Raw genomic sequence first — 18,115 nt, forward strand, 5'->3', positions numbered from 1 at the left:
TGGCTGCCTGTAGTTGGTGGTCGCTGGTTGATTGTCAGCCTTACATGTCCATCCAGATTATTTCTGGGCAGGGCAGGTGTCTTGCCCAAGCATGCCTCCGTTAATCATCCATGCGATACCGAAGCGATCGGTCAGCATGCCGAATCCCTGAGCCCAGAAGGTGGGTTCGAAGGGCATAATGATAGTGCCACCCTCAGCCAGCTGTTGGAAGATCTGCCGCGCCTGCTCAAGATTCTCATATTCCAGCTGCACGCTGGCACCCTGTACTGGGCTGTAATATCCGGCTGGCGCATCGGCCCCCATAATCCGCCGACCACCGATATTGATCTGTGAGTGGATAATCAAGTCCAATTGTTCAGCGGCAATTTCGTCAGCCATTGGCGTTTCCCGGTAGGAGGCCATCATCTCGATATTGCCACCCAGCAGTTCGGCGTAGTAGGTCATCGCTTCTCGGCACTGGCCATTGAAGCCCAGATGCAGACAGATACTGCTCGGCATTCTACTCAGTTGCTCACCCATCGCACGATGCCTGTCGATCCCATCGCCGGGTGCAAAGTCTTCCAGATCGTAGAATCGACGCAGCTCAAGGGTGACATTGCCATCGCTGTCCAGTGTGGGCCAGCGTTTAGCCCAGGTTATTGCCTCTTCCAGAGAGTCCGCTTCCAGTATTGTATAGCCTGCCAGCAACTCTTTGGTTTCAGTGAATGGGCCGTCTATAACCATAGGTTTGCCGTCTTTAAAGTCGATTCGACAACCCTCCTTACTGGGTGTCAGACCATTTCCCGACACAAATACACCTGCCTTTAGCATCTGTTCGTTGTAGTCCACCATGGTTGCCAACAACTCCTCCGAAGGCATAATTCCTTGCTCGGTGTTGGCATCAGCTTTGCGCATCAACATGAATTTCATGATTCTCTCCTCGCTTTGATTGGTCATTGTTTATGGACTAGTCGAGTGGAGGAGGGGGAAATCGACAGGCTGTGAAAAAAATAAGAGCACCTCAACAGCTTTGCTGAGTGCTCAGGCAAGTTATAATTTGGAAATAAACATCTAAGGATCAAGATGCTTGATAGCGATAAGCTCGTTTGCTAGTATTTGATGAGTGGTAAAATTGAAAGGGCCACTTGTGCATATTTTTAAAGAATAAGCTGAAATTTTTCAAAACAAGGAAGTGTTTATGTCGTCTAGTTTATCTCATCGCCTCCCTGAAAATTTTAAAGTCTAAATCATATCAAGCGTATCTTCGTTTGTGTTGATTGTATTTTTACTATTTAACAGATTTAAAAAGTTAACTATCAGGGTGTTAAAGATGCTTCACTATAGAATTTATATGATAAAATTTAAATGGATTTTTATCTCATTAATTTGTTTTGCTGCAAGTTTTATTTTTATTCCTTCTGTTGAAAGTGCCAATCATTCGCATGAAAAAAGCATTTCAGATGACCATGTAGTACTGCTGAAAATCATAAAATATGGAAGACAGGGTGAGTTGGATGCTTTTTTGGATCAGCATCGGGGTGCCAAGTGGCTAGAGGAAGAGGTTGTAAGAGCATCCATTGTTAACGAATTAATGTATGAAGCAAAGCAATGCGATGAAGATATATTCATGACGCTTTCAAATTATAAAATCATGCTTTCATCAAAAAAATCAGGTTCTCCTTATAACTATCTTGGATATTTGGATTCAACTGATGAGATAGTTAAATGCATTAATATATTTGTCCGTGCTGGTATTGATATCAATACGACGGATGAAGAAGGAAAAACAGCACTGGTGCATGTGTTATATTCACATCATTCCGACACGTTATTTATCTTGGAAAAATTAATTGATAATGGGGCCGACCCCACTATACGCACTGAACAGGGGGCAGATCTGTTACATCATTCTTTAATGCTGCGTATCTTATATGGTGAGGTGCTTCCTGTTGATGTGCAGGATGATGATCCATTTACTATTGAAGCAAAAAAAATGATAGGCATCACAAAACAGGTAAACCATTTATTTAACCGTTACTACGTATCAAAACGAGCTGATTAGGATGATTTTGTAGAGCTATTGCACGATGCGACTCTGTTCTGTGGCCAGCGCCGAAAATTTGATGTGCTGTGCGGCCACTACCGCTACAATGAATCGCTTGGTTAGCCTAGTTGACTATTTTAATGTCTGAGTGGGCAGAATGAGGGCTTGCATGCCCCGGCATTCCGATGAACGTAAGGCTGTGGTGGAAAGTTATTGTCACCGATCAACCGTTCTGTTTCGTCTGTTTCTTCCGAGGAAGGCATCATTTCTGAGTGAGTCTGTATAGTTGGTTAAAACAGTGCCGACAAAAAAAGGAGCGCCTGTATCAGGCGATCTTAATATAGCCGATGATTGGTCCACGCCCGATAGCTGCAAAAACTAGAGAAGCTTATCTTCGCTCTCATGCCTGAGAAAAATTCGACAGCTTCCAGTCACCGGCTCCTCACAGTTGCTCATTTGACTGTACGAAAATTGTTCATGCGTTTGCCCTGCCTGTATTCTCAGCCCTTTCAAAAGGCTCATCAAGTACTAAAGTAACTAATTAGAGAATTGAATTTAAGATTTATTGTCCTTAATAAGCTCCTGATTCACATCATCAAAAAAATTTGCAATCGATTTTAGCCTGAAGCGAGTTTTCAACTCTTTAATTTTATCATCATAAACAAGTCGAATGGTATATTTAGTGTACGGCCAACAGGCGATAATAAATGAAGGTGGGCCAAAAAATTCTATTGCATTAATTTTTTTAGTTTCAAACTCTTCATGAAAATCTAATGATAGGCAGAGTTTGCCTTTATTAAAGCTGGCAATTTCGACTCTGTCACGAAAAATATAAGAAGCCCATTGAGTTATATGTGCTAAAAAACCTAAGGCTAGAGCCATTGCTAAAGACGTGATGATGAATTTAATTCCTGGTCCAAGGTTAGTGTCATTAACTAAAAACCTATATCCAGAATAAAAAATAAACATGTTTGCAATAACTTCAAACCACCTAAATAGAGTGCTTCTCTCTAAAAAAATGGTTACACGAGATACGCTTAGTATCATTTAATGGTTCCTTGCCCGGCTATACAACTCCTCCTGTATGGCTTTTTTGGCCCCCTCATTGTTATAGTAGAAACCATATAGCAGCACAATAAGTACAGGGTGCCCACGTTTATACGATTTTTTCTTGGTAGCTGCTTTATAAACATCCCTGAATGTATCAAATGTAACTCCTGCACCTGCGAAAGCTAGTGCGCTACTTATGGCTTCCAGGAACTCTAAATCTGCAAGCAGTTCGTCAGTAGATTTAGCCCATAAACCCCAGTATGAGCTCACCATGGGGTCGGTGATTTTTGTAATAAAAAGATTGATTGCAGGTCTGTCTCTGAGCTCACTGTGAAGGAGTGACATAACCTCATGCTTCTGACTTCTATTAAGGTGGTGGTATAAAACCACGCCGGTTAGAATTTGTATTGCTTTTTCATCAGAAATTGCGGGCTTATTATTGTAAGCATCAAAAACATTGTAAGGGAGATTTAGTATTTCCTTTAAGAATGCGATTTGTTCTTTGGTGCTTTCAGGGAGGCGATAAGGCAAGCTGGGTGGCATAAATACTTCCTTGTTAATTTTTTCTCCATTGATTTATATATCAATAAGCAAAGGTATTGCTATCAATAAAATCATGCTCAAAATTCTAGCAAACTAATTTGGCGCTTTCAAGCTTGATAAAAAAAGTCACAGTGACTCCAAGCGTCTTTGCAGATAACGTTTTTCAGGTAGTTGCTGTGTCAGATTCAGTGCAGCCTGATAGGCAGCTCTGGCGTCCGATACGCGATTCAGGCGTCGATAAAAATCTGCTTTTGCGGCATGCAGCAGGTAATAGTTCTGCAGGGTGTCTTCCAGTGGTTGCAGGGCTTGCAAGCCAGCCTCAGGCCCGTCACGCATCGCCAGTGCCACTGTACGATTAAGCTCAATTACTGGGGAGGGATTGATGCGAAGTAACAGGTCGTACAGTCCTGTAATCTGTGCCCAGTCCGTCCCTTCACTATGCTTGCTTTGTGCATGCAGTGCGGCGATGGCAGCTTGTAATGTATAGGGGCCTACAGGTGGCTGAGTCATGGCTTGATCCAGCCAGGCTAGACCTTCCAGAATCTGCTGTTGATCCCAGAGGGCGCGATCCTGCTCGTCCAGTGTAATCAGGTCGCCCTCTGCTGTCTGCCGAGCCGCTTTGCGTGAATCCTGCAGCAGCATCAGCGCCAACAGGCCCAGTACCTCAGTATCGGGCAGTAGTTCGCAGAGTATTCGGCCGAGACGGATCGCTTCCTCAGCCAGATTATGATTCACAACAGACTCTCCAAAGCTGCTGGAGTATCCTTCGTTAAACACCAGGTAGATCACCTGTAGAACGCTCTGCAACCGTTGCGGCAAGGCCTTGCTGTCGGGGACTTCGTAGGGGATGGCGGCGTCGCGGATCTTGCGTTTGGCGCGGACGATCCGTTGTGCCAGTGTTGTGGGTTTCTGTAATAAGCCATGAGCGACCTGTTCAGTGGTGAGACCACACATCTCGCGCAGCGTCAGAGCCAGTTGTGCCTCGGTGGCAAGGCTGGGATGGCAGCAGGTGAAGATCAGCCGGAGTTGGTCATCCTCAATCGATTCGTCATTGAATGATGTTTCTGGCAGCTCATCTTCATCCAGTAGCTGCTGCTGATGTTGGCGCAGGGTCTGACGACGGCGTATCTGATCAATCCCCTTGTGGCGTCCTGCCGTGATCAACCAGGCGGTTGGATTCTCTGGCACACCCTGATCTGACCACTGTTGCAGGGCAGCGATAAACGCTTCATGCATCGCTTCTTCAGCCAGATCAAAGTCGCCCAGCAGTCGGATCAGCGTTGCCAGCACCCGGCGTGAATGGGTCTGATACAGTTGCTCCAATTGAGTCTCTATGGTCATTACACACTCCCTGAGTTTGACGTTTTCAGGTTATAGCGTAGTCTGGATAGATGCAAAAACTGACAGACACTCTTTAAGGTGCTCTGGGCAAATTGTTCTGGACAATGTGTTCTGGAGAACAGGAGCGAATATCGTGGATCAGGTCATCATCATTACCGGGGGCAGTCGTGGGATTGGCGCAGCAACAGCGCGGCTGGCTGCAAAGCGCGGCTATGCGGTGTGTATCAATTACATCAGTAATGAGGCGGCTGCGCAGGCGCTGGTGAAAGAGATAGAGAGTGCTGGTGGCAAGGCGATCGCTGTGGCTGCAGATGTAGCAAAGGAGGCAGACATTATCAGACTGTTTGATACTGTGGATCAGGCGCTGGGGCCTGTTACGGCGCTGGTGAATAATGCCGGCATACTGGAAACGCAGATGCGGGTTGATCAGATGGATGCAGCGCGCCTGACACGTATCTTCACGGCCAACATCACCGGCAGTTTTATCTGCTCCCGCGAAGCGATCAAGCGGATGTCGACCCGTCATGGTGGGCAGGGTGGCGCGATCGTGAACGTGTCGTCTGTTGCTGCACGTCTGGGCTCACCCGGTGAGTATGTCGATTATGCGGCGTCGAAAGGGGCAGTGGATGCGTTGACTATCGGGCTTTCAAAGGAGGTTGCAGAAGAGGGGATTCGAGTTAATGCCGTGCGTCCGGGATTTATCTATACCGATATCCATGCAGCAGGCGGCGAACCAGGTCGGGTGGACAGGGTAAAGAGTGCCGTTCCCATGAAACGAGGCGGCCAGCCGGAGGAGGTGGCGACTGCAATTCTGTGGCTGCTATCGGATGAGGCCTCTTATGCCACCGGTACGTTTATTGATCTGGCGGGTGGGCGGTGAGCTCTGCCTCAAGTGCCAGTCCGGTTGCCGTCAGTGCCTTACCGCTCATCAATGCGGTCAGCATACGTGCCCTTGACGGGTTGTTGATCAGGCTGCCAGTAAGCCTTGAACCGGAACGCCAGCACCGCCCCCGTAGCCAGTAACAGGGCCGACAAAAGCGCTGCGGCGGTAAACCCGTTCGCCTCATAGAGTGCGCCCATCATCAGGGGCCCCGCAAAGATCGAGGCATAGGTTATCGTGGTATGCAGTCCCATCAGCGTGGCACGTGTGTCTTCACCGTGCCGCGACAAACTCAGGATGATCAGGTTGACCCCGATATGATTGATGATCCCCCACACGAAGGCTACCGGGAGCGCAGTGGCCATGGTGTCGGTCAGCGGCCCGACCCCGCAATAGATCACGGCCAGACCGGCCAGTGTCAGCGGAAAGGCCCGTTGTAGACCGCTGCGCTCCACCGCGGCCATCACAAAACTCGCCAACCCGAACCCGGCTCCGTAGGCCAGCACCACCAGTCCCGCTTCGCTGGCGCTGGCACCGAATGCATGGTGTAAATGGTCGCCCAAATAGGGATAAAGCCCGTAAAACCCGATCATGTAGACTCCACAGATCGCCAGTATCGGCATGACACCCGGTAGGCGCAGAACCGTCAACGGTATCATGCCACTTGGCCCATTTCCGGCTGCCACACGCCTCGGCAGCCGCAGGAACCCCGGCACGGTTAGTGCCGCACACCCGGCCAGAATCCAGTAGGCAGCCCGCCATCCTGCCAGATCGGATACAAAGGCGGAGAATGGCACCCCCAGTACCAGCGCAATCCCCCAGCCCCGAATGACTTTGCCAAGCCGTGCCGCACTCTGCCCGGCGGGCGCGCTGGCTGTTGCCGCTGTATAAATGGTGGGTAGCATTACTCCAACCATGAGCCCTATGAGCCCCTGGCACAGCGCCAGCACCCACCAGTTAGGGCTCAAGGCACACCCCACCAGAGCCAACGCCATCACAACGCCTCCCAGCGACAAGACCGACCTGGTGTCCAACCGACCCGCTATTGGACTGAACGCAAATAGAAATGCTGACACCGCAGTTGCCCCGCCAAAAGCGGAAATTGCACGCGCCACCGTCACCGGTTCAGTATCCAGCGAATGGGCCACATTGGTCAGCACCGGGCTGAGGAGGAATGAGTTACTTCCGATAATCATGATGGCCAGTGTTAACAGCCGGACTTCAGTTATTACTGAATATTTTTTAGTCATATTATTGTATTGCCTTTTTTTATATGTCTATTATCAGTATATACTTTATATAAATTGATTCGGCCAGAGAAACACCCGATGCCCAAAAATACGAATACAGTTCAGAAAAACCTGCTCACCCCAGTACCACTCGATGAAACTGACCGAAAAATATTAAGGTTGCTGGCTGAGGATGCTACCCAGACCTATGCCGAACTGGGCAAGCGGATACACCTTACCGCCCCCGCCGTGCACGAGCGGGTTAAACGCCTCAAGCGAAATGGTGTCATTACTGCCACGGTCGCCAAACTCAACGGGAAGCTGATAGGCTGCCCGCTATTGGCCTTCATTCATGTCGAAACCGTTGGACGCATGATGATCGGGGCGCTGGATGACCTCATAGCCCTGGCCGATGTGGAAGAGGTTCACACCGTCACCGGAGATACTTGCGTGGTCTTAAAAGTGCGCACCCGCGACACAAAAGATCTCGAAGGCCTGCTCGACCGTATTTACCAAATCGAGGGTGTACGGAGTACCAAAAGTTACGTGGTACTCGACTCCTACCTCGAACGCGGCCCGAAACCAGAGGTGATGGTGTGAAACAAGAAAGGACGGCGGTCAAACGGATGTCGACCCAGCGTGGTGGGAAGGGTGGTGATTTGGAAGACAACCTGGTAGGTGATTCGGTAGTTGTCGAATGCTGAGTTTCCATGCGATTAGGATCAACCAGTTGGAAATTTTTGCTTCTGATGGAGTACACGCATGATGCGGATGACTGAACCATCAACCCAATAGGATACAATCATTGAAATCTCAGGGATAATCAGCAGCCTTCCTCGAAGGCCCTCCCGTTGAACCCCCATAAGTGGTTGCTCCAGTAAACTCTCTACTTTAGCTTCAATAATATTGTCGGTTTTCTCTGCTGCGACAGGGTTGAATTCATACAGGTACTCGAAGATTTTTTCACGATCCTCCAGCGATTTTTCTTCCCATAAGATCATTGATGAGCTCGATTACGAATTTTCGCTTTTCGTTCAGCCATTCTTGCTTTGCTTGTTTCATGGTCGACAAATGAAGCCTCACCCGCGTCAAGCTTCTCAAATGCTTGGTTAACCTGTTGGGTAAGCCAAGCATTGTGAGATATTGCTTTGCGCTGTTGTTCTGCCAATTGTTCAGTGAGCTCACGGCATGCATCGCTGAGAGTGCGCCCTTGGCTTTCAGCCATTTGTTGAGCTAGACGTTTTGTTTCGTCATCGACACGAAACTGTATTCTAGAGTCCATAATGAGCTCCTTATTCTGTGTGTACAAATGTTAGCACTATATATGACAGCTAACAAACTGCTCAGTCAATTCTGCTACTTGCGCCCATGCAGCTTTTGAGTCAAGGAAGGTGTTACCAGTTCAGACATGATGTGTCGGTTTAAGGCAGCAGCGTGGATTCCATCAGACAGTTACGCCCCTGTTCCTTCGCTTTATAGAGTTGTTTGTCGACTTCGTGAAACAGGGCGAAGGGATCATGAGGCTGCTGAAAAAAGATACAGCCGATCGATAGTGTGAGCATGGCATAAGGTGGGTTTTCCTCGTGTGGGATACCCAGCGCCAACACTTTCAGGCGGATCTCTTCTACATGCTTGAGCAGTGCTGTGCGATCATGGCCGCTGAGAAGCAGGACAAACTCCTCACCGCCGTATCGGTATACCTGATCGTCATAGCGTTTGACCTGCTCTTTCAACACGGCAGACACTTTTCTCAGGGCTTCATCACCTGCCAGGTGTCCGTAGTTGTCGTTGTAGGGTTTGAAGTGATCGATATCGACCATCACCAATGCACTCCAGTGGCGTTCATTGGCGCTGGCTACCCAGTTGGTGTAATTGTTCTCGAAGCAGCGACGGTTATAAACATCGGTTAATACATCGATATCCGCTTCTTTCAAGGCAGTGATATCGGTAAATATCCAGATTCTTGCTCTTCCGTGTATGTCGCTGTTGAGAGATGCGGAGCGCCGTGAAAAGACCCGCCCATCAATAAACTCGAGCTCATCGATAAAGTGTTTTTCTGTCTGATAGGCGCGCTCTACCACTTCGATGAAGTGATCCGGGTCTTTTAGCTGACTCAGTACCAAGGTGATTAACGCTCGATCATCGCGGACCGGGAAGTCGTTGGGGACGTGCCACATTTCACGGAATCGCTGGTTGAGATAGAGCACCTTGCGATCTTCGCCAATCACAAGCAAACCATCCGGAAGGCTGTCCAGTAAAAGAGTCAACAAGGGGTGTGACAGGTTGTTAGGCATAGCACTCTGCTATCTGAGACATGTCATTAACTTTTAGGCCAGGTGGTGAGTTATGTCAATCAAGCCTGACCATTGATGTGTCGGCAGGGCTGTTTCACATCGCGTAATACGTACTTATTGGGCAACCCAATCAGGCTAATTGTTATCGTTCTCGCCATTAAAAATCTGCTCTTTGTCGTCGGCTCCTAAGGCTTGCTCAATGTAGTCACGCATGAACTGGCGAATTTTTTGTGACGGCGTCACGTCTTCCAGCTCACACAGTTTTTCAAATGCTGCTTTCTTTTGGGGGTCGACCAGAACTGTTAGCCGGGCAGTGCGCTTTTCCATGGTTTCGCTCTTAGTTGGCTGAATGAGGATGTTAATCTGATTAACATGGAATTGTACCTGACAGCACCCTCAATCCCAAGGATTCTGCAGGCAGTCATTGTTACGCACCTGCTCAGACTGCAGCTCACTCAATTGGGGTTTATTCATTGGGAGCCCTCTGTTTCAACTTGGTGAATTTAATTAAAATTCAAGAATCATTGAATGTTAATAACATTAACATATAATGCTCATGTATCAAGCATGAAATCAGGCGTGCAATTGATGATTATTTTTCCGGGAGCACTCTGATGTCTCACAGAAAACACCTGTTTTCCTTACGAGTGGGTTATGCCCTCCGTGAGGTACTGAAGGAAGGGTATGACCGAAAATCCCTCCTGAAAGATCTGATTGCAGGTGCTACCGTGGGCGTGATCGCCATTCCGCTGGCTATGGCGCTTGCTATTGCCAGCGGTGTTCCTCCTCAATACGGGCTGTATACAGCCATTATTGCAGGGGCCATTATTGCCTTGACCGGCGGTAGTCGTTACAGCGTTTCTGGGCCGACAGCTGCATTTGTGGTGATTCTGTATCCACTTACCATCAAGTACGGCTTGGCGGGGCTGCTACTGGCCTCTGTGATGTCTGGCATCATACTCATTGCCATGGCCTACGCTCGCTTAGGGCGATTTATTGAATACATTCCCGAATCCGTTACTTTGGGCTTTACCGGGGGCATAGCGATTGTGATCGCTGTGTTACAGATACCCGATTTCACCGGGTTGGTGATGAATGATTTACCTGAGCACTTCATCGGAAAAATCATTGCTATTACCACCCATCTACACCAACTTGATATGGGCAGTACCTTGATTGCCGGCTTCACACTGGTGGTAATGTTACTGTGGCCGCGCCTGCGAACACCGGTACCGCCTCATCTGCCGGCACTGATCCTCGCCTGTCTGCTGGGGATGATTTTTGGGGGCATGGGTATCGAGGTTGATACAATCGGCTCACGTTTTCACTATCTGTTGCCTGATGGATCTGAAGCGGCAGGTATTCCTCCGTATCTGCCTTCGTTTGAATGGCCTTGGCTTCGCACAGGTGCGGGTGGTCAACCACTGGAGCTGTCTCTAGCCCTGGTGTTTGATTTATTGCCTGCGGCTTTTGCAATCGCGATGCTCGGTGCCATTGAATCGCTCCTTTGTGCGGTAGTGCTGGATGGCATGTCTGGTAAGCGCCACAGCGCTAACAGCGAACTGCTGGCTCAGGGGATGGCCAATGTCATCACACCGTTTTTTGGTGGTATCACAGCCACGGCTGCTATCGCACGATCAGCTACCAATCTGAAAGCAGGTGCAATTTCTCCTATCGCTGCTTTTACCCATGCTGTCGTCGTATTACTCGGGCTCATGTTACTTGCTCGGTTGCTTGCTTACGTACCGATGCCCGCGATGGCGGCTCTTTTAATGGTTGTAGCCTGGAATATGAGTGAGGCCCATAAATCTCTCAAGCTGGTAAAAAAATCCCCGGTTAGCGATATCTTGGTCTTTCTGGTTTGTCTGTCCCTAACGGTATTTTTCGACATGGTGATTGCTATCACGGCAGGTGTACTGTTGGCTTCCCTGTTGTTTATGAAGGATCTGGCTGCCATAACTCGCGTGGTGGAGATAACCGATAACAATGAATACCATCAGGAATCGCTGCCCACCAACTGGAAAATATTCAAAATTCGTGGCGCACTCTTTTTTGCCGCTGCAGATCGTATATTCGGTGAGTTGTCTCAGCAAGCACAGGGCCTTGACGGTATTATTCTGCACATGCGTTATAGCTCTTATTTGGATGCGGGTGGATTGTCAGCCATTGAAAAGTTGATGGCGTATTGCCAAAAACATCAGATACAACTGGTCTTTTCAGCTTGGCAGTTCCAGCCATTGAAAACACTTGCCAAGGCACGTGGTGATTCCTTAAGCCCATTGAAAGCGTCGTTTCCGACGCTGAATGATGCTATCAACGAAGCTCTAACCCTGGGAAAAACATGAAACTGAATGAGGCTATTGAATTGGGTAAAACGGGTCGATGGCAAGATGCGCAAGTCAGAGTCAGCCCGGACAATAGTAACCAATGGTTCGTGATGCTGCGTGACTCCCACTATAAATATTTTGTTCTCTCGGACAATGATGACCGTCCGATCGCTACTGAGGAGATGAACAGGCTCGCTGATCTTATCCGTTCCATCGGCCTAAAAGAGTTTACGGTTTTTTTATAGCCTCTGCTTGAGGATATTAGTGCTATTTCAGCCAGACGAGTGACTGTACGATTGAGCCCATTTGACGAACATCCAGCATTGCCTTTTCTTCAGAGTGGAAAAATTATTCATTTTTCCAAGGATGATTACGGGTGTGTTTTAGTGATCGATGACGGTAAACGGCGGATTTTGAACTTTGATTCGCCGTTTGAACAAAGCTGCATGCAGATTTGCCACCCGCATCAGCTCGTCCATCAATATACGCGATTTATGGCACTCGCAGTGGCCTTCATCGACCCTGCCCATATAACGTTTTTGGGATTGGGCGGCGGCAGTTTACTACGCACCCTGCATTATGCGTTGCCAGAATGCACATTCCATGTGATCGAACTAAGACAGACCGTTGTAGAAGTCGCCAATGAGTATTTTTCAGTGCCGAGGGATCACCGGGTCAATATTTGTGTCGACGATGCGGTTAAACAAATCACAAAAACACACAGTAACAGCAGCGATATTATTTTCTCCGATATGTACGATGCCTATCGAATGGCTCCAGGACAAATCCAAAAAAGCTTTTTACGGGAGTGTGCGCGAGTGCTGACAGATCAAGGGTTTTTGGTGATCAATCTGCACAAGCTTCCCACTGACCAATTCGCTTTTTTTGAAATGCTGGATAACATCTTTCCTACCGTTATGATCAACTCGACAACTGAAAACGTTGTGATTTTTGCATCAAAGGCGGGCCCTGAAAAGATTGAGTCAAATATTCAAAGAGTTGAGAGCATCGAAGAACAGCTGCACCAGCGTTTAGCGCACTTATTGGGCAACTTGATCAGGCTCTGAAGCGATCCGCCGTAACGCCTGAATAAAGCTGTCCGGTTCCTGTGCACCTGATATGAGATATGTCTGGTTGATGATGAAAGCTGGTACTGATGAGATTCCTGCCTGCTGCCAGCTTGCCTCATCCTCGCGGACGATATCGGTGAACTGATCAGAGGAGAGAATAGCTCTTGCCTGATTGCCATCCAGCCCTGCCGATTCGGCACAGCGAACCAGCACATCAATATCTGATACATTCTCGGCATGGCCAAAATAGGCATCAAACAGTGACTTTTTCATCTCGGTCTGCAGACCTTGCTCGCTGGCCCATTTAACCAGGCGGTGAGCATCAAAGGTATTGCGTGTGTAACGCTCCTGCAATTTGCTGAAATTCAGGCCCAGCTCAGATGCGATTGTCATCATGTTGCTCTGTGCGGCTTCCATCTCCTCCACGCTGCGCCCATATTTTCTGCTCAATGCCTGCAGGATCGGCTCATCTGCTGATGACTTGTCTGGATTCAATTCAAATGCATGCCACTCGATAGAGAAACTGAGCTCTTCTGCCAGGCTGCTCATGGCTTGCTCAAGACGGGCATAGCCGATTGCGCACCAGGGGCAGGCAATATCAGACACGATGTCTATCTGTATATTTTTCATCTTAATCTCACTGAGGCAGGGTATACCTGCCTGTTGGTTGTATCAGTCAATTGTGTACCAGTGTATACGTTGTTACCAGTAGAAAAGATTCGACTTCTACGCATTCTCACAGGGGCTATAAGTTATTATTGTATTTGTTTTTTAATAATATCTTATAAATCAAAATATTGATTGTAATTTATCATGTAATACCACAGTAGCTGGTGTTTTCTATTGTGCAAAAAAGTATAGATTTGAGGTGGAATTTGGATTTGTTTCCATTCTCAGTCAGGAGTGTAATGAGATGGCTCTCTCTTCAGGATATTGAGAACTCAACCTCCTGAAGGTGTACAAAACAAATATAAGAATTACTGACAATAATGTCAGTTAACGGAGAGGCTCCTGATGAAAAAGTTGTTCGTTCCAACCCTTATGGCATCAGCCATTGCGCTTATTTCTTCTGCTGCATTTGCGACAACCACCTTGACGATCGGTACCGTTAACAATGGTGACATGATCCGCATGCAGGAGCTGACTTCTGTGTTTGAAGAGCAGCATCCTGATATCAAGCTGCAGTGGGTAGTACTCGAAGAAAATGTTCTGCGCCAACGTCTGACAACGGATATCGCAACTGGCGGTGGGCAGTTTGATGTCATGACAATCGGCAGCTATGAAGTGCCAATCTGGGGTAAGCAGAACTGGCTGGAGGAGATGGGCGATCTACCCGCCTCTTATGATCTGAATGATATTTTCGAATCACTGCGCGAAGGTCTGTCATACGACGATACGCTCTATGCGCTGCCTTTCTATGCTGAAAGCTCAATGACCTATTACCGCTCCGACCTGTTCGAAGAGGCGGGTCTGTCAATGCCGGATCGCCCGACCTGGGATCAGATGCGGGAGTATGCCGTTGCGCTGCATAAGCCTGAACAGGAGCAGTATGGTATCTGCCTTCGTGGCAAAGCAGGTTGGGGTGAGAATATTGCCTTGATCTCAACCGTTGCCAATACATTTGGTGCACGCTGGTTTGATGAAAACTGGCAACCCGAGTTTGAAGGGCCCGAATGGACAGCTGCCGTCAGCTTTTATGTCGATCTGCTGGGTAACTATGGACCTCCAGGGGCTTCGTCTAACGGGTTCAATGAGAATCTGGCGCTGTTCAACTCCGGCAAGTGTGCGATGTGGGTGGATGCAACGGTGGCCGGCTCCTTTGTGACGGATTCCTCGCAAAGTGATGTGGCGGATTCCGTCAAGTTTGCATTGGCACCGATGCAGGTGACAGATCGTGGCGCAGGCTGGCTCTGGGCCTGGAATCTCGCTGTTCCGGCCAGTTCAAAATCCAAAGATGAGGCCAAAACCTTCATCACCTGGGCTACATCTAAAGAGTACAGTGAACTGGTTGCCGAGCGTTATGGCATTGCCAGTATGCCGCCGGGTACGCGTGCGTCCACCTACTTCAATGAAGATTATATGAATGCTGCCTCGTTTGCGGAGAAAACCCTCGAATCGATGGGCAAGGCGGATGCAATCAACTCCACACTGAAACCCAAGCCGTATACCGGCGTGCAGTTTGCTGCGATCCCTGAGTTCCAGGCGATTGGTACTCAGGTCGGACGTGTATTCTCAGGTGCATTGGCTGGGCAAATGAGCGTCGATGACGCGCTCAAGAGTGCTCAGAGCTCAACCCATCGTTCCATGTCGCGGGCCGGTTACTACAAGTAAGCCGTCCGTCCCACCGGGAGCTGGCTCCCGGTGGTCACAATAAGAAATGACAAGAGTCTTGATTATGAGTACTTCCAGTCTTCCTGCCGCTGCTGATAGCGCTGCAGTCAGTGATGAACTGTCTGTTACGGTTCAGAACCGGCGCAAAAGCAAAATCAGTCTGGTGATGGTCTCTCCATCTGTTCTTATGCTGTTGGCATGGATGATCATACCGCTCTCCATGACGATCTACTTCTCACTGATGCGATACAACCTGCTGTATCCGACCGATGAGGGGTTTGTAGGGCTGGAGAACTACTACTACTTTCTGACAGATCCTGGCTTCACGGCGGGAATGTCCAATACGCTCTGGCTGGTGGGTTCGGTACTGCTGATCAGCGTTGTGCTGGGGGTGCTGATCGCTGTTCTGGTTGATAATGTTTTCTGGGGCAGGGGGATCGTACGTGTGATGCTGATCTCGCCTTTCTTTATCATGCCGACCGTGTCTGCTCTGGTCTGGAAAAACCTGCTGCTAAATCCTGTGTCGGGAGTTTTTGCTGCGATCTGGCGATTTTTCGGGGCGCAGCCGATTGACTGGTTCACTCAGTATCCCATGGGGGCGATCATCATGATCGTGTCATGGCAGTGGGTGCCTTTTGCGGTACTGATGCTGATGACCGCGATGCAGTCGCTGGATCAGGAACAGAAGGATGCCGCACGTCTGGATGGTGCAGGTCCGATTGCGATCTTCAGGCATATCACTTTACCGCATCTGATGCGACCGATCGCGGTGGTGGTGATGATTCAGACCATCTTCCTGCTGGCGATCTTTGCCGAGATATTCACCACCACCGGTGGTGGTCCAGGATATGAAACCACCAACCTTGCCTTTTTGATCTATACCCAGGCACTACTGGAGTTCGATGTCGGTGTGGCATCAGCCGGGGGCTTGATTGCAGTCATCATCGCCAATATTGCGGCTTTCATGTTGATCCGCATTATCGGCAAGAACCTGACTGAAAAATACTGAGGGCGGGATATCATGATGCTTACATTAAAACAGACCCGTCAGTTGCGCACGGTACTGCTCGGCACGCTGGCGTGGATAGTGGCGCTGGTGGTGTTCTTCCCGATTCTGTGGATGTTCCTGACCAGTTTTAAAACAGAGCTGGCGGCGTTTTCGTCACCACCACAACTTTTCTTTACGCCGACGCTGGAAAACTACCTGCTGGTCGACAGCCGCAGTGACTATTTCCACTACGCGAAAAACTCAGTGATCATCTCATTCGGTGCCACCCTGGCGGGCATGCTGCTGGCGGTACCGGCTGCCTATTCCATGGCGTTCTTCGAGACCAAACGCACCAAAGGTACACTGCTGTGGATGCTCTCGACCAAGATGCTGCCACCTGTTGGCGTGCTGGTCCCGATCTATCTGATCTTCAAGGATACCGGTTTGCTGGATACGCGTACCGGACTGATCATCATCTATACCCTGATTAACCTGCCGATCATGGTGTGGATGCTGTACACCTACTTCAAGGAGATCCCGAAAGATATTCTGGAAGCTGCACGGCTGGATGGGGCTACTCCCTTGCAGGAAATCCTGCGTGTTCTTATCCCTATCTCCAAGGGTGGTATGGCATCTACGGTATTGCTGTCATTGATTCTGTGCTGGAACGAGGCGTTCTGGTCGCTCAATCTGACCGCATCATCTGCTGCTCCCTTGACCGCACTGGTTGCATCTTACTCAAGCCCCGAGGGGCTATTCTGGGCCAAATTGTCGGCTGTCTCCACGCTGGCATGCGCACCGATTCTGATCTTCGGCTGGTTCAGCCAGAAGCAGTTGGTACGTGGTCTCTCCTTTGGCGCAGTGAAATAACGAGGTTTTGTCATGTCTGATCTGAATATTAAAAATCTGAAAAAGGTGTTCGAAGGGATCGAGATCATCAAAGGGGTTGATCTGGAGATCAAGGACCATGAGTTTGTCGTGTTTGTCGGGCCATCCGGTTGTGGTAAGTCAACCTTGCTGCGCCTGATTGCAGGTCTGGAAGAGGTGACCAGCGGTCAGATTTTTCTGGATAACAATGAGATCACCGATATGGCACCGGCCAAACGTGATCTTGCCATGGTGTTTCAGACCTATGCGCTCTATCCACATATGACGGTGCGCAAAAACATGTCGTTTGCACTGGATCTGGCGGGAATAGATAAACGTGAGATAGATGCCAAGGTATCCGATGCTGCCAGAATTCTGGAGCTGGAGCCACTGCTTGAACGCAAGCCCAAGGCGCTCTCGGGTGGACAGCGTCAGCGTGTTGCGATAGGGCGAGCGATCGTCAGGCAACCAAAGATTTTCCTGTTTGATGAACCTTTGTCCAATCTTGATGCAGCTCTTCGTGTGCAGATGAGGCTGGAGTTGGCCCGCCTGCATCAGGAGTTGAGTGCGACCATGATCTATGTAACGCATGATCAGGTGGAGGCGATGACCCTGGCCAGCAAGGTAGTGGTACTCAATGCCGGGCGTGTTGAGCAGGTAGGGAGTCCGTTGGAGCTGTATCACCACCCGGTCAATCGCTTTGTCGCTGGCTTTATCGGCACACCCAAAATGGGTTTTATGGAGGGGCGGGTCGTTACAGCAAATACCAGTGAGGTGACTCTGACACTGGGCTGTGGGCATCAATTGACACTTCCGATCAATGGCGAGGGCCTTGTAGCCGGTGGCCACGTCACGTTGGGTGTGCGACCAGAGCATCTGAGCATCACCTCACCGGAGGAGTCGGGCCTGTTGGCGTCATTAACCGTGTCTGAACATCTGGGTGCCGATACTTTTTGTTATGTCGAAATGGCAGCTGGCGAACTCCTGACTGTCAGAGCCGGTGGAGATTTCCAGGGGCAATACGGGAGCCATGTCGGTTTGAAGATAGATCTGTCTCAGTGTCATCTGTTTGATGAGGATGGTCTGGCCCGAAAGCGCATCCAGCAGACATCAACCACTACAAACCACAGTGTCGCAATCTGATCGACGGCTCTCTACGCAACTGACCAACA

20 protein-coding genes are annotated in these 18,115 nt (G+C 49.2%); 10 read left to right on the forward strand and 10 right to left on the reverse strand.

What is annotated here, in order from left to right; translation table 11 throughout:
- Positions 1 to 57: 57 nt before the first annotated feature.
- Complete coding sequence (locus ACK3CJ_RS10665; protein WP_409526385.1) at positions 58 to 909, reverse strand: YciI family protein; 852 nt, start codon at positions 907 to 909, stop codon at positions 58 to 60.
- 400 nt (positions 910 to 1,309) lie between these two features.
- Here ACK3CJ_RS10665 and ACK3CJ_RS10670 point away from each other — a divergent pair, with 400 nt between their 5' ends.
- Positions 1,310 to 2,041 carry a hypothetical protein gene (locus ACK3CJ_RS10670; protein WP_409526386.1) on the forward strand — a complete coding sequence of 244 codons (732 nt, stop codon included), beginning with the start codon at positions 1,310 to 1,312 and terminating at the stop codon, positions 2,039 to 2,041.
- A gap of 537 nt (positions 2,042 to 2,578) precedes the next feature.
- Here the strand turns inward: ACK3CJ_RS10670 and ACK3CJ_RS10675 are convergent.
- The 3 genes from ACK3CJ_RS10675 to ACK3CJ_RS10685 form a co-directional block, all read right to left on the reverse strand.
- Positions 2,579 to 3,070 (reverse strand): hypothetical protein, encoded by a 492-nt coding sequence (locus ACK3CJ_RS10675; RefSeq protein WP_409526387.1) that lies wholly within the window; start codon positions 3,068 to 3,070, stop codon positions 2,579 to 2,581.
- Positions 3,071 to 3,616 (reverse strand): hypothetical protein, encoded by a 546-nt coding sequence (locus tag ACK3CJ_RS10680; RefSeq protein WP_409526388.1) that lies wholly within the window; start codon positions 3,614 to 3,616, stop codon positions 3,071 to 3,073. It abuts the gene before it with no gap.
- A 126-nt stretch (positions 3,617 to 3,742) separates the two neighbouring features.
- Positions 3,743 to 4,957 carry an RNA polymerase sigma factor gene (locus tag ACK3CJ_RS10685; RefSeq protein ID WP_409526389.1) on the reverse strand — a complete coding sequence of 405 codons (1,215 nt, stop codon included), beginning with the start codon at positions 4,955 to 4,957 and terminating at the stop codon, positions 3,743 to 3,745.
- 133 nt (positions 4,958 to 5,090) lie between these two features.
- On the opposite strand from ACK3CJ_RS10685, the gene ACK3CJ_RS10690 reads away from it, so the two are divergent.
- Positions 5,091 to 5,837: an SDR family oxidoreductase gene (locus ACK3CJ_RS10690; protein ID WP_409526390.1), complete on the forward strand. Its 747-nt coding sequence runs from the start codon at positions 5,091 to 5,093 to the stop codon at positions 5,835 to 5,837.
- 38 nt (positions 5,838 to 5,875) lie between these two features.
- Here ACK3CJ_RS10690 and ACK3CJ_RS10695 read toward each other — a convergent pair whose 3' ends face one another.
- Positions 5,876 to 7,087 carry an MFS transporter gene (locus ACK3CJ_RS10695; RefSeq protein WP_409526391.1) on the reverse strand — a complete coding sequence of 404 codons (1,212 nt, stop codon included), beginning with the start codon at positions 7,085 to 7,087 and terminating at the stop codon, positions 5,876 to 5,878.
- A gap of 78 nt (positions 7,088 to 7,165) precedes the next feature.
- On the opposite strand from ACK3CJ_RS10695, the gene ACK3CJ_RS10700 reads away from it, so the two are divergent.
- Entirely contained in the window at positions 7,166 to 7,666 is a 501-nt protein-coding gene (locus ACK3CJ_RS10700) for an Lrp/AsnC family transcriptional regulator (protein ID WP_409526392.1), read from the forward strand.
- Positions 7,667 to 7,788: 122 nt separating this feature from the next.
- Here ACK3CJ_RS10700 and ACK3CJ_RS10705 read toward each other — a convergent pair whose 3' ends face one another.
- The 4 genes from ACK3CJ_RS10705 to ACK3CJ_RS10720 form a co-directional block, all read right to left on the reverse strand.
- Positions 7,789 to 8,067, reverse strand: coding sequence for a type II toxin-antitoxin system RelE/ParE family toxin (locus ACK3CJ_RS10705; RefSeq protein ID WP_409526393.1), 279 nt, complete (start codon positions 8,065 to 8,067; stop codon positions 7,789 to 7,791).
- Positions 8,064 to 8,348, reverse strand: coding sequence for a type II toxin-antitoxin system RelB/DinJ family antitoxin (locus ACK3CJ_RS10710; protein ID WP_409526394.1), 285 nt, complete (start codon positions 8,346 to 8,348; stop codon positions 8,064 to 8,066). Before ACK3CJ_RS10710 ends, ACK3CJ_RS10705 begins: the two co-directional genes overlap by 4 nt.
- Before the next feature lie 139 nt (positions 8,349 to 8,487).
- Positions 8,488 to 9,360 carry a GGDEF domain-containing protein gene (locus ACK3CJ_RS10715; RefSeq protein WP_409526395.1) on the reverse strand — a complete coding sequence of 291 codons (873 nt, stop codon included), beginning with the start codon at positions 9,358 to 9,360 and terminating at the stop codon, positions 8,488 to 8,490.
- Between the two features lie 135 nt (positions 9,361 to 9,495).
- The gene (locus tag ACK3CJ_RS10720; protein WP_409526396.1) at positions 9,496 to 9,687 is read right to left on the reverse strand and encodes a CopG family transcriptional regulator; all 192 of its coding nucleotides are present in this window, start codon (positions 9,685 to 9,687) and stop codon (positions 9,496 to 9,498) included.
- A gap of 287 nt (positions 9,688 to 9,974) precedes the next feature.
- On the opposite strand from ACK3CJ_RS10720, the gene dauA reads away from it, so the two are divergent.
- The 3 genes from dauA to ACK3CJ_RS10735 are packed head-to-tail and all read left to right on the forward strand — an operon-like array spanning position 9,975 to position 12,754.
- Positions 9,975 to 11,705 (forward strand): C4-dicarboxylic acid transporter DauA, encoded by a 1,731-nt coding sequence (gene dauA, locus ACK3CJ_RS10725; RefSeq protein ID WP_409526397.1) that lies wholly within the window; start codon positions 9,975 to 9,977, stop codon positions 11,703 to 11,705.
- Complete coding sequence (locus ACK3CJ_RS10730; protein ID WP_409526398.1) at positions 11,702 to 11,932, forward strand: hypothetical protein; 231 nt, start codon at positions 11,702 to 11,704, stop codon at positions 11,930 to 11,932. The genes dauA and ACK3CJ_RS10730 overlap by 4 nt, the downstream gene beginning before the upstream one ends.
- Positions 11,933 to 11,983: 51 nt before the next feature.
- Complete coding sequence (locus tag ACK3CJ_RS10735) at positions 11,984 to 12,754, forward strand: spermidine synthase (protein ID WP_409526399.1); 771 nt, start codon at positions 11,984 to 11,986, stop codon at positions 12,752 to 12,754.
- Here the strand turns inward: ACK3CJ_RS10735 and ACK3CJ_RS10740 are convergent.
- Positions 12,728 to 13,387 carry a DsbA family oxidoreductase gene (locus ACK3CJ_RS10740; protein ID WP_409526400.1) on the reverse strand — a complete coding sequence of 220 codons (660 nt, stop codon included), beginning with the start codon at positions 13,385 to 13,387 and terminating at the stop codon, positions 12,728 to 12,730. The genes ACK3CJ_RS10735 and ACK3CJ_RS10740 overlap by 27 nt on opposite strands.
- A 384-nt stretch (positions 13,388 to 13,771) precedes the next feature.
- Between ACK3CJ_RS10740 and ACK3CJ_RS10745 the strand changes: the two genes are divergently transcribed.
- The 4 genes from ACK3CJ_RS10745 (at position 13,772) to ACK3CJ_RS10760 (ending at position 18,086) form a co-directional block, all read left to right on the forward strand.
- A complete protein-coding gene (locus tag ACK3CJ_RS10745) occupies positions 13,772 to 15,088 on the forward strand; it encodes an ABC transporter substrate-binding protein (RefSeq protein WP_409526401.1) in 1,317 nt (438 codons plus the stop codon).
- A 166-nt stretch (positions 15,089 to 15,254) separates the two neighbouring features.
- Positions 15,255 to 16,097, forward strand: coding sequence for a carbohydrate ABC transporter permease (locus tag ACK3CJ_RS10750; RefSeq protein WP_409526581.1), 843 nt, complete (start codon positions 15,255 to 15,257; stop codon positions 16,095 to 16,097).
- 15 nt (positions 16,098 to 16,112) lie between these two features.
- Positions 16,113 to 16,946, forward strand: coding sequence for a carbohydrate ABC transporter permease (locus ACK3CJ_RS10755; RefSeq protein WP_409526582.1), 834 nt, complete (start codon positions 16,113 to 16,115; stop codon positions 16,944 to 16,946).
- Positions 16,947 to 16,958: 12 nt separating this feature from the next.
- A complete protein-coding gene (locus ACK3CJ_RS10760; protein WP_409526402.1) occupies positions 16,959 to 18,086 on the forward strand; it encodes an ABC transporter ATP-binding protein in 1,128 nt (375 codons plus the stop codon).
- Positions 18,087 to 18,115 lie beyond the last annotated feature (29 nt).

Source organism: Nitrincola salilacus (assembly GCF_046271865.1).
Classification (GTDB): Bacteria; Pseudomonadota; Gammaproteobacteria; order Pseudomonadales; family Balneatricaceae; genus Nitrincola; species Nitrincola salilacus.

Coding starts and splice junctions, on each gene's coding strand:
- ACK3CJ_RS10760 (WP_409526402.1), top strand. CDS start 16,959: ATGTCTGATCTGAATATTAAAAATCTGAAAAAGGTGTTCGAAGGGATC.
- ACK3CJ_RS10680 (WP_409526388.1), bottom strand. CDS start 3,616: ATGCCACCCAGCTTGCCTTATCGCCTCCCTGAAAGCACCAAAGAACAA.
- ACK3CJ_RS10755 (WP_409526582.1), top strand. CDS start 16,113: ATGCTTACATTAAAACAGACCCGTCAGTTGCGCACGGTACTGCTCGGC.
- ACK3CJ_RS10710 (WP_409526394.1), bottom strand. CDS start 8,348: ATGGACTCTAGAATACAGTTTCGTGTCGATGACGAAACAAAACGTCTA.
- ACK3CJ_RS10750 (WP_409526581.1), top strand. CDS start 15,255: ATGGTCTCTCCATCTGTTCTTATGCTGTTGGCATGGATGATCATACCG.
- ACK3CJ_RS10715 (WP_409526395.1), bottom strand. CDS start 9,360: ATGCCTAACAACCTGTCACACCCCTTGTTGACTCTTTTACTGGACAGC.
- ACK3CJ_RS10730 (WP_409526398.1), top strand. CDS start 11,702: ATGAAACTGAATGAGGCTATTGAATTGGGTAAAACGGGTCGATGGCAA.
- ACK3CJ_RS10665 (WP_409526385.1), bottom strand. CDS start 909: ATGAAATTCATGTTGATGCGCAAAGCTGATGCCAACACCGAGCAAGGA.
- dauA (WP_409526397.1), top strand. CDS start 9,975: ATGTCTCACAGAAAACACCTGTTTTCCTTACGAGTGGGTTATGCCCTC.
- ACK3CJ_RS10685 (WP_409526389.1), bottom strand. CDS start 4,957: ATGACCATAGAGACTCAATTGGAGCAACTGTATCAGACCCATTCACGC.
- ACK3CJ_RS10720 (WP_409526396.1), bottom strand. CDS start 9,687: ATGGAAAAGCGCACTGCCCGGCTAACAGTTCTGGTCGACCCCCAAAAG.
- ACK3CJ_RS10745 (WP_409526401.1), top strand. CDS start 13,772: ATGAAAAAGTTGTTCGTTCCAACCCTTATGGCATCAGCCATTGCGCTT.
- ACK3CJ_RS10670 (WP_409526386.1), top strand. CDS start 1,310: ATGCTTCACTATAGAATTTATATGATAAAATTTAAATGGATTTTTATC.
- ACK3CJ_RS10675 (WP_409526387.1), bottom strand. CDS start 3,070: ATGATACTAAGCGTATCTCGTGTAACCATTTTTTTAGAGAGAAGCACT.
- ACK3CJ_RS10705 (WP_409526393.1), bottom strand. CDS start 8,067: ATGATCTTATGGGAAGAAAAATCGCTGGAGGATCGTGAAAAAATCTTC.
- ACK3CJ_RS10740 (WP_409526400.1), bottom strand. CDS start 13,387: ATGAAAAATATACAGATAGACATCGTGTCTGATATTGCCTGCCCCTGG.
- ACK3CJ_RS10695 (WP_409526391.1), bottom strand. CDS start 7,087: ATGACTAAAAAATATTCAGTAATAACTGAAGTCCGGCTGTTAACACTG.
- ACK3CJ_RS10700 (WP_409526392.1), top strand. CDS start 7,166: ATGCCCAAAAATACGAATACAGTTCAGAAAAACCTGCTCACCCCAGTA.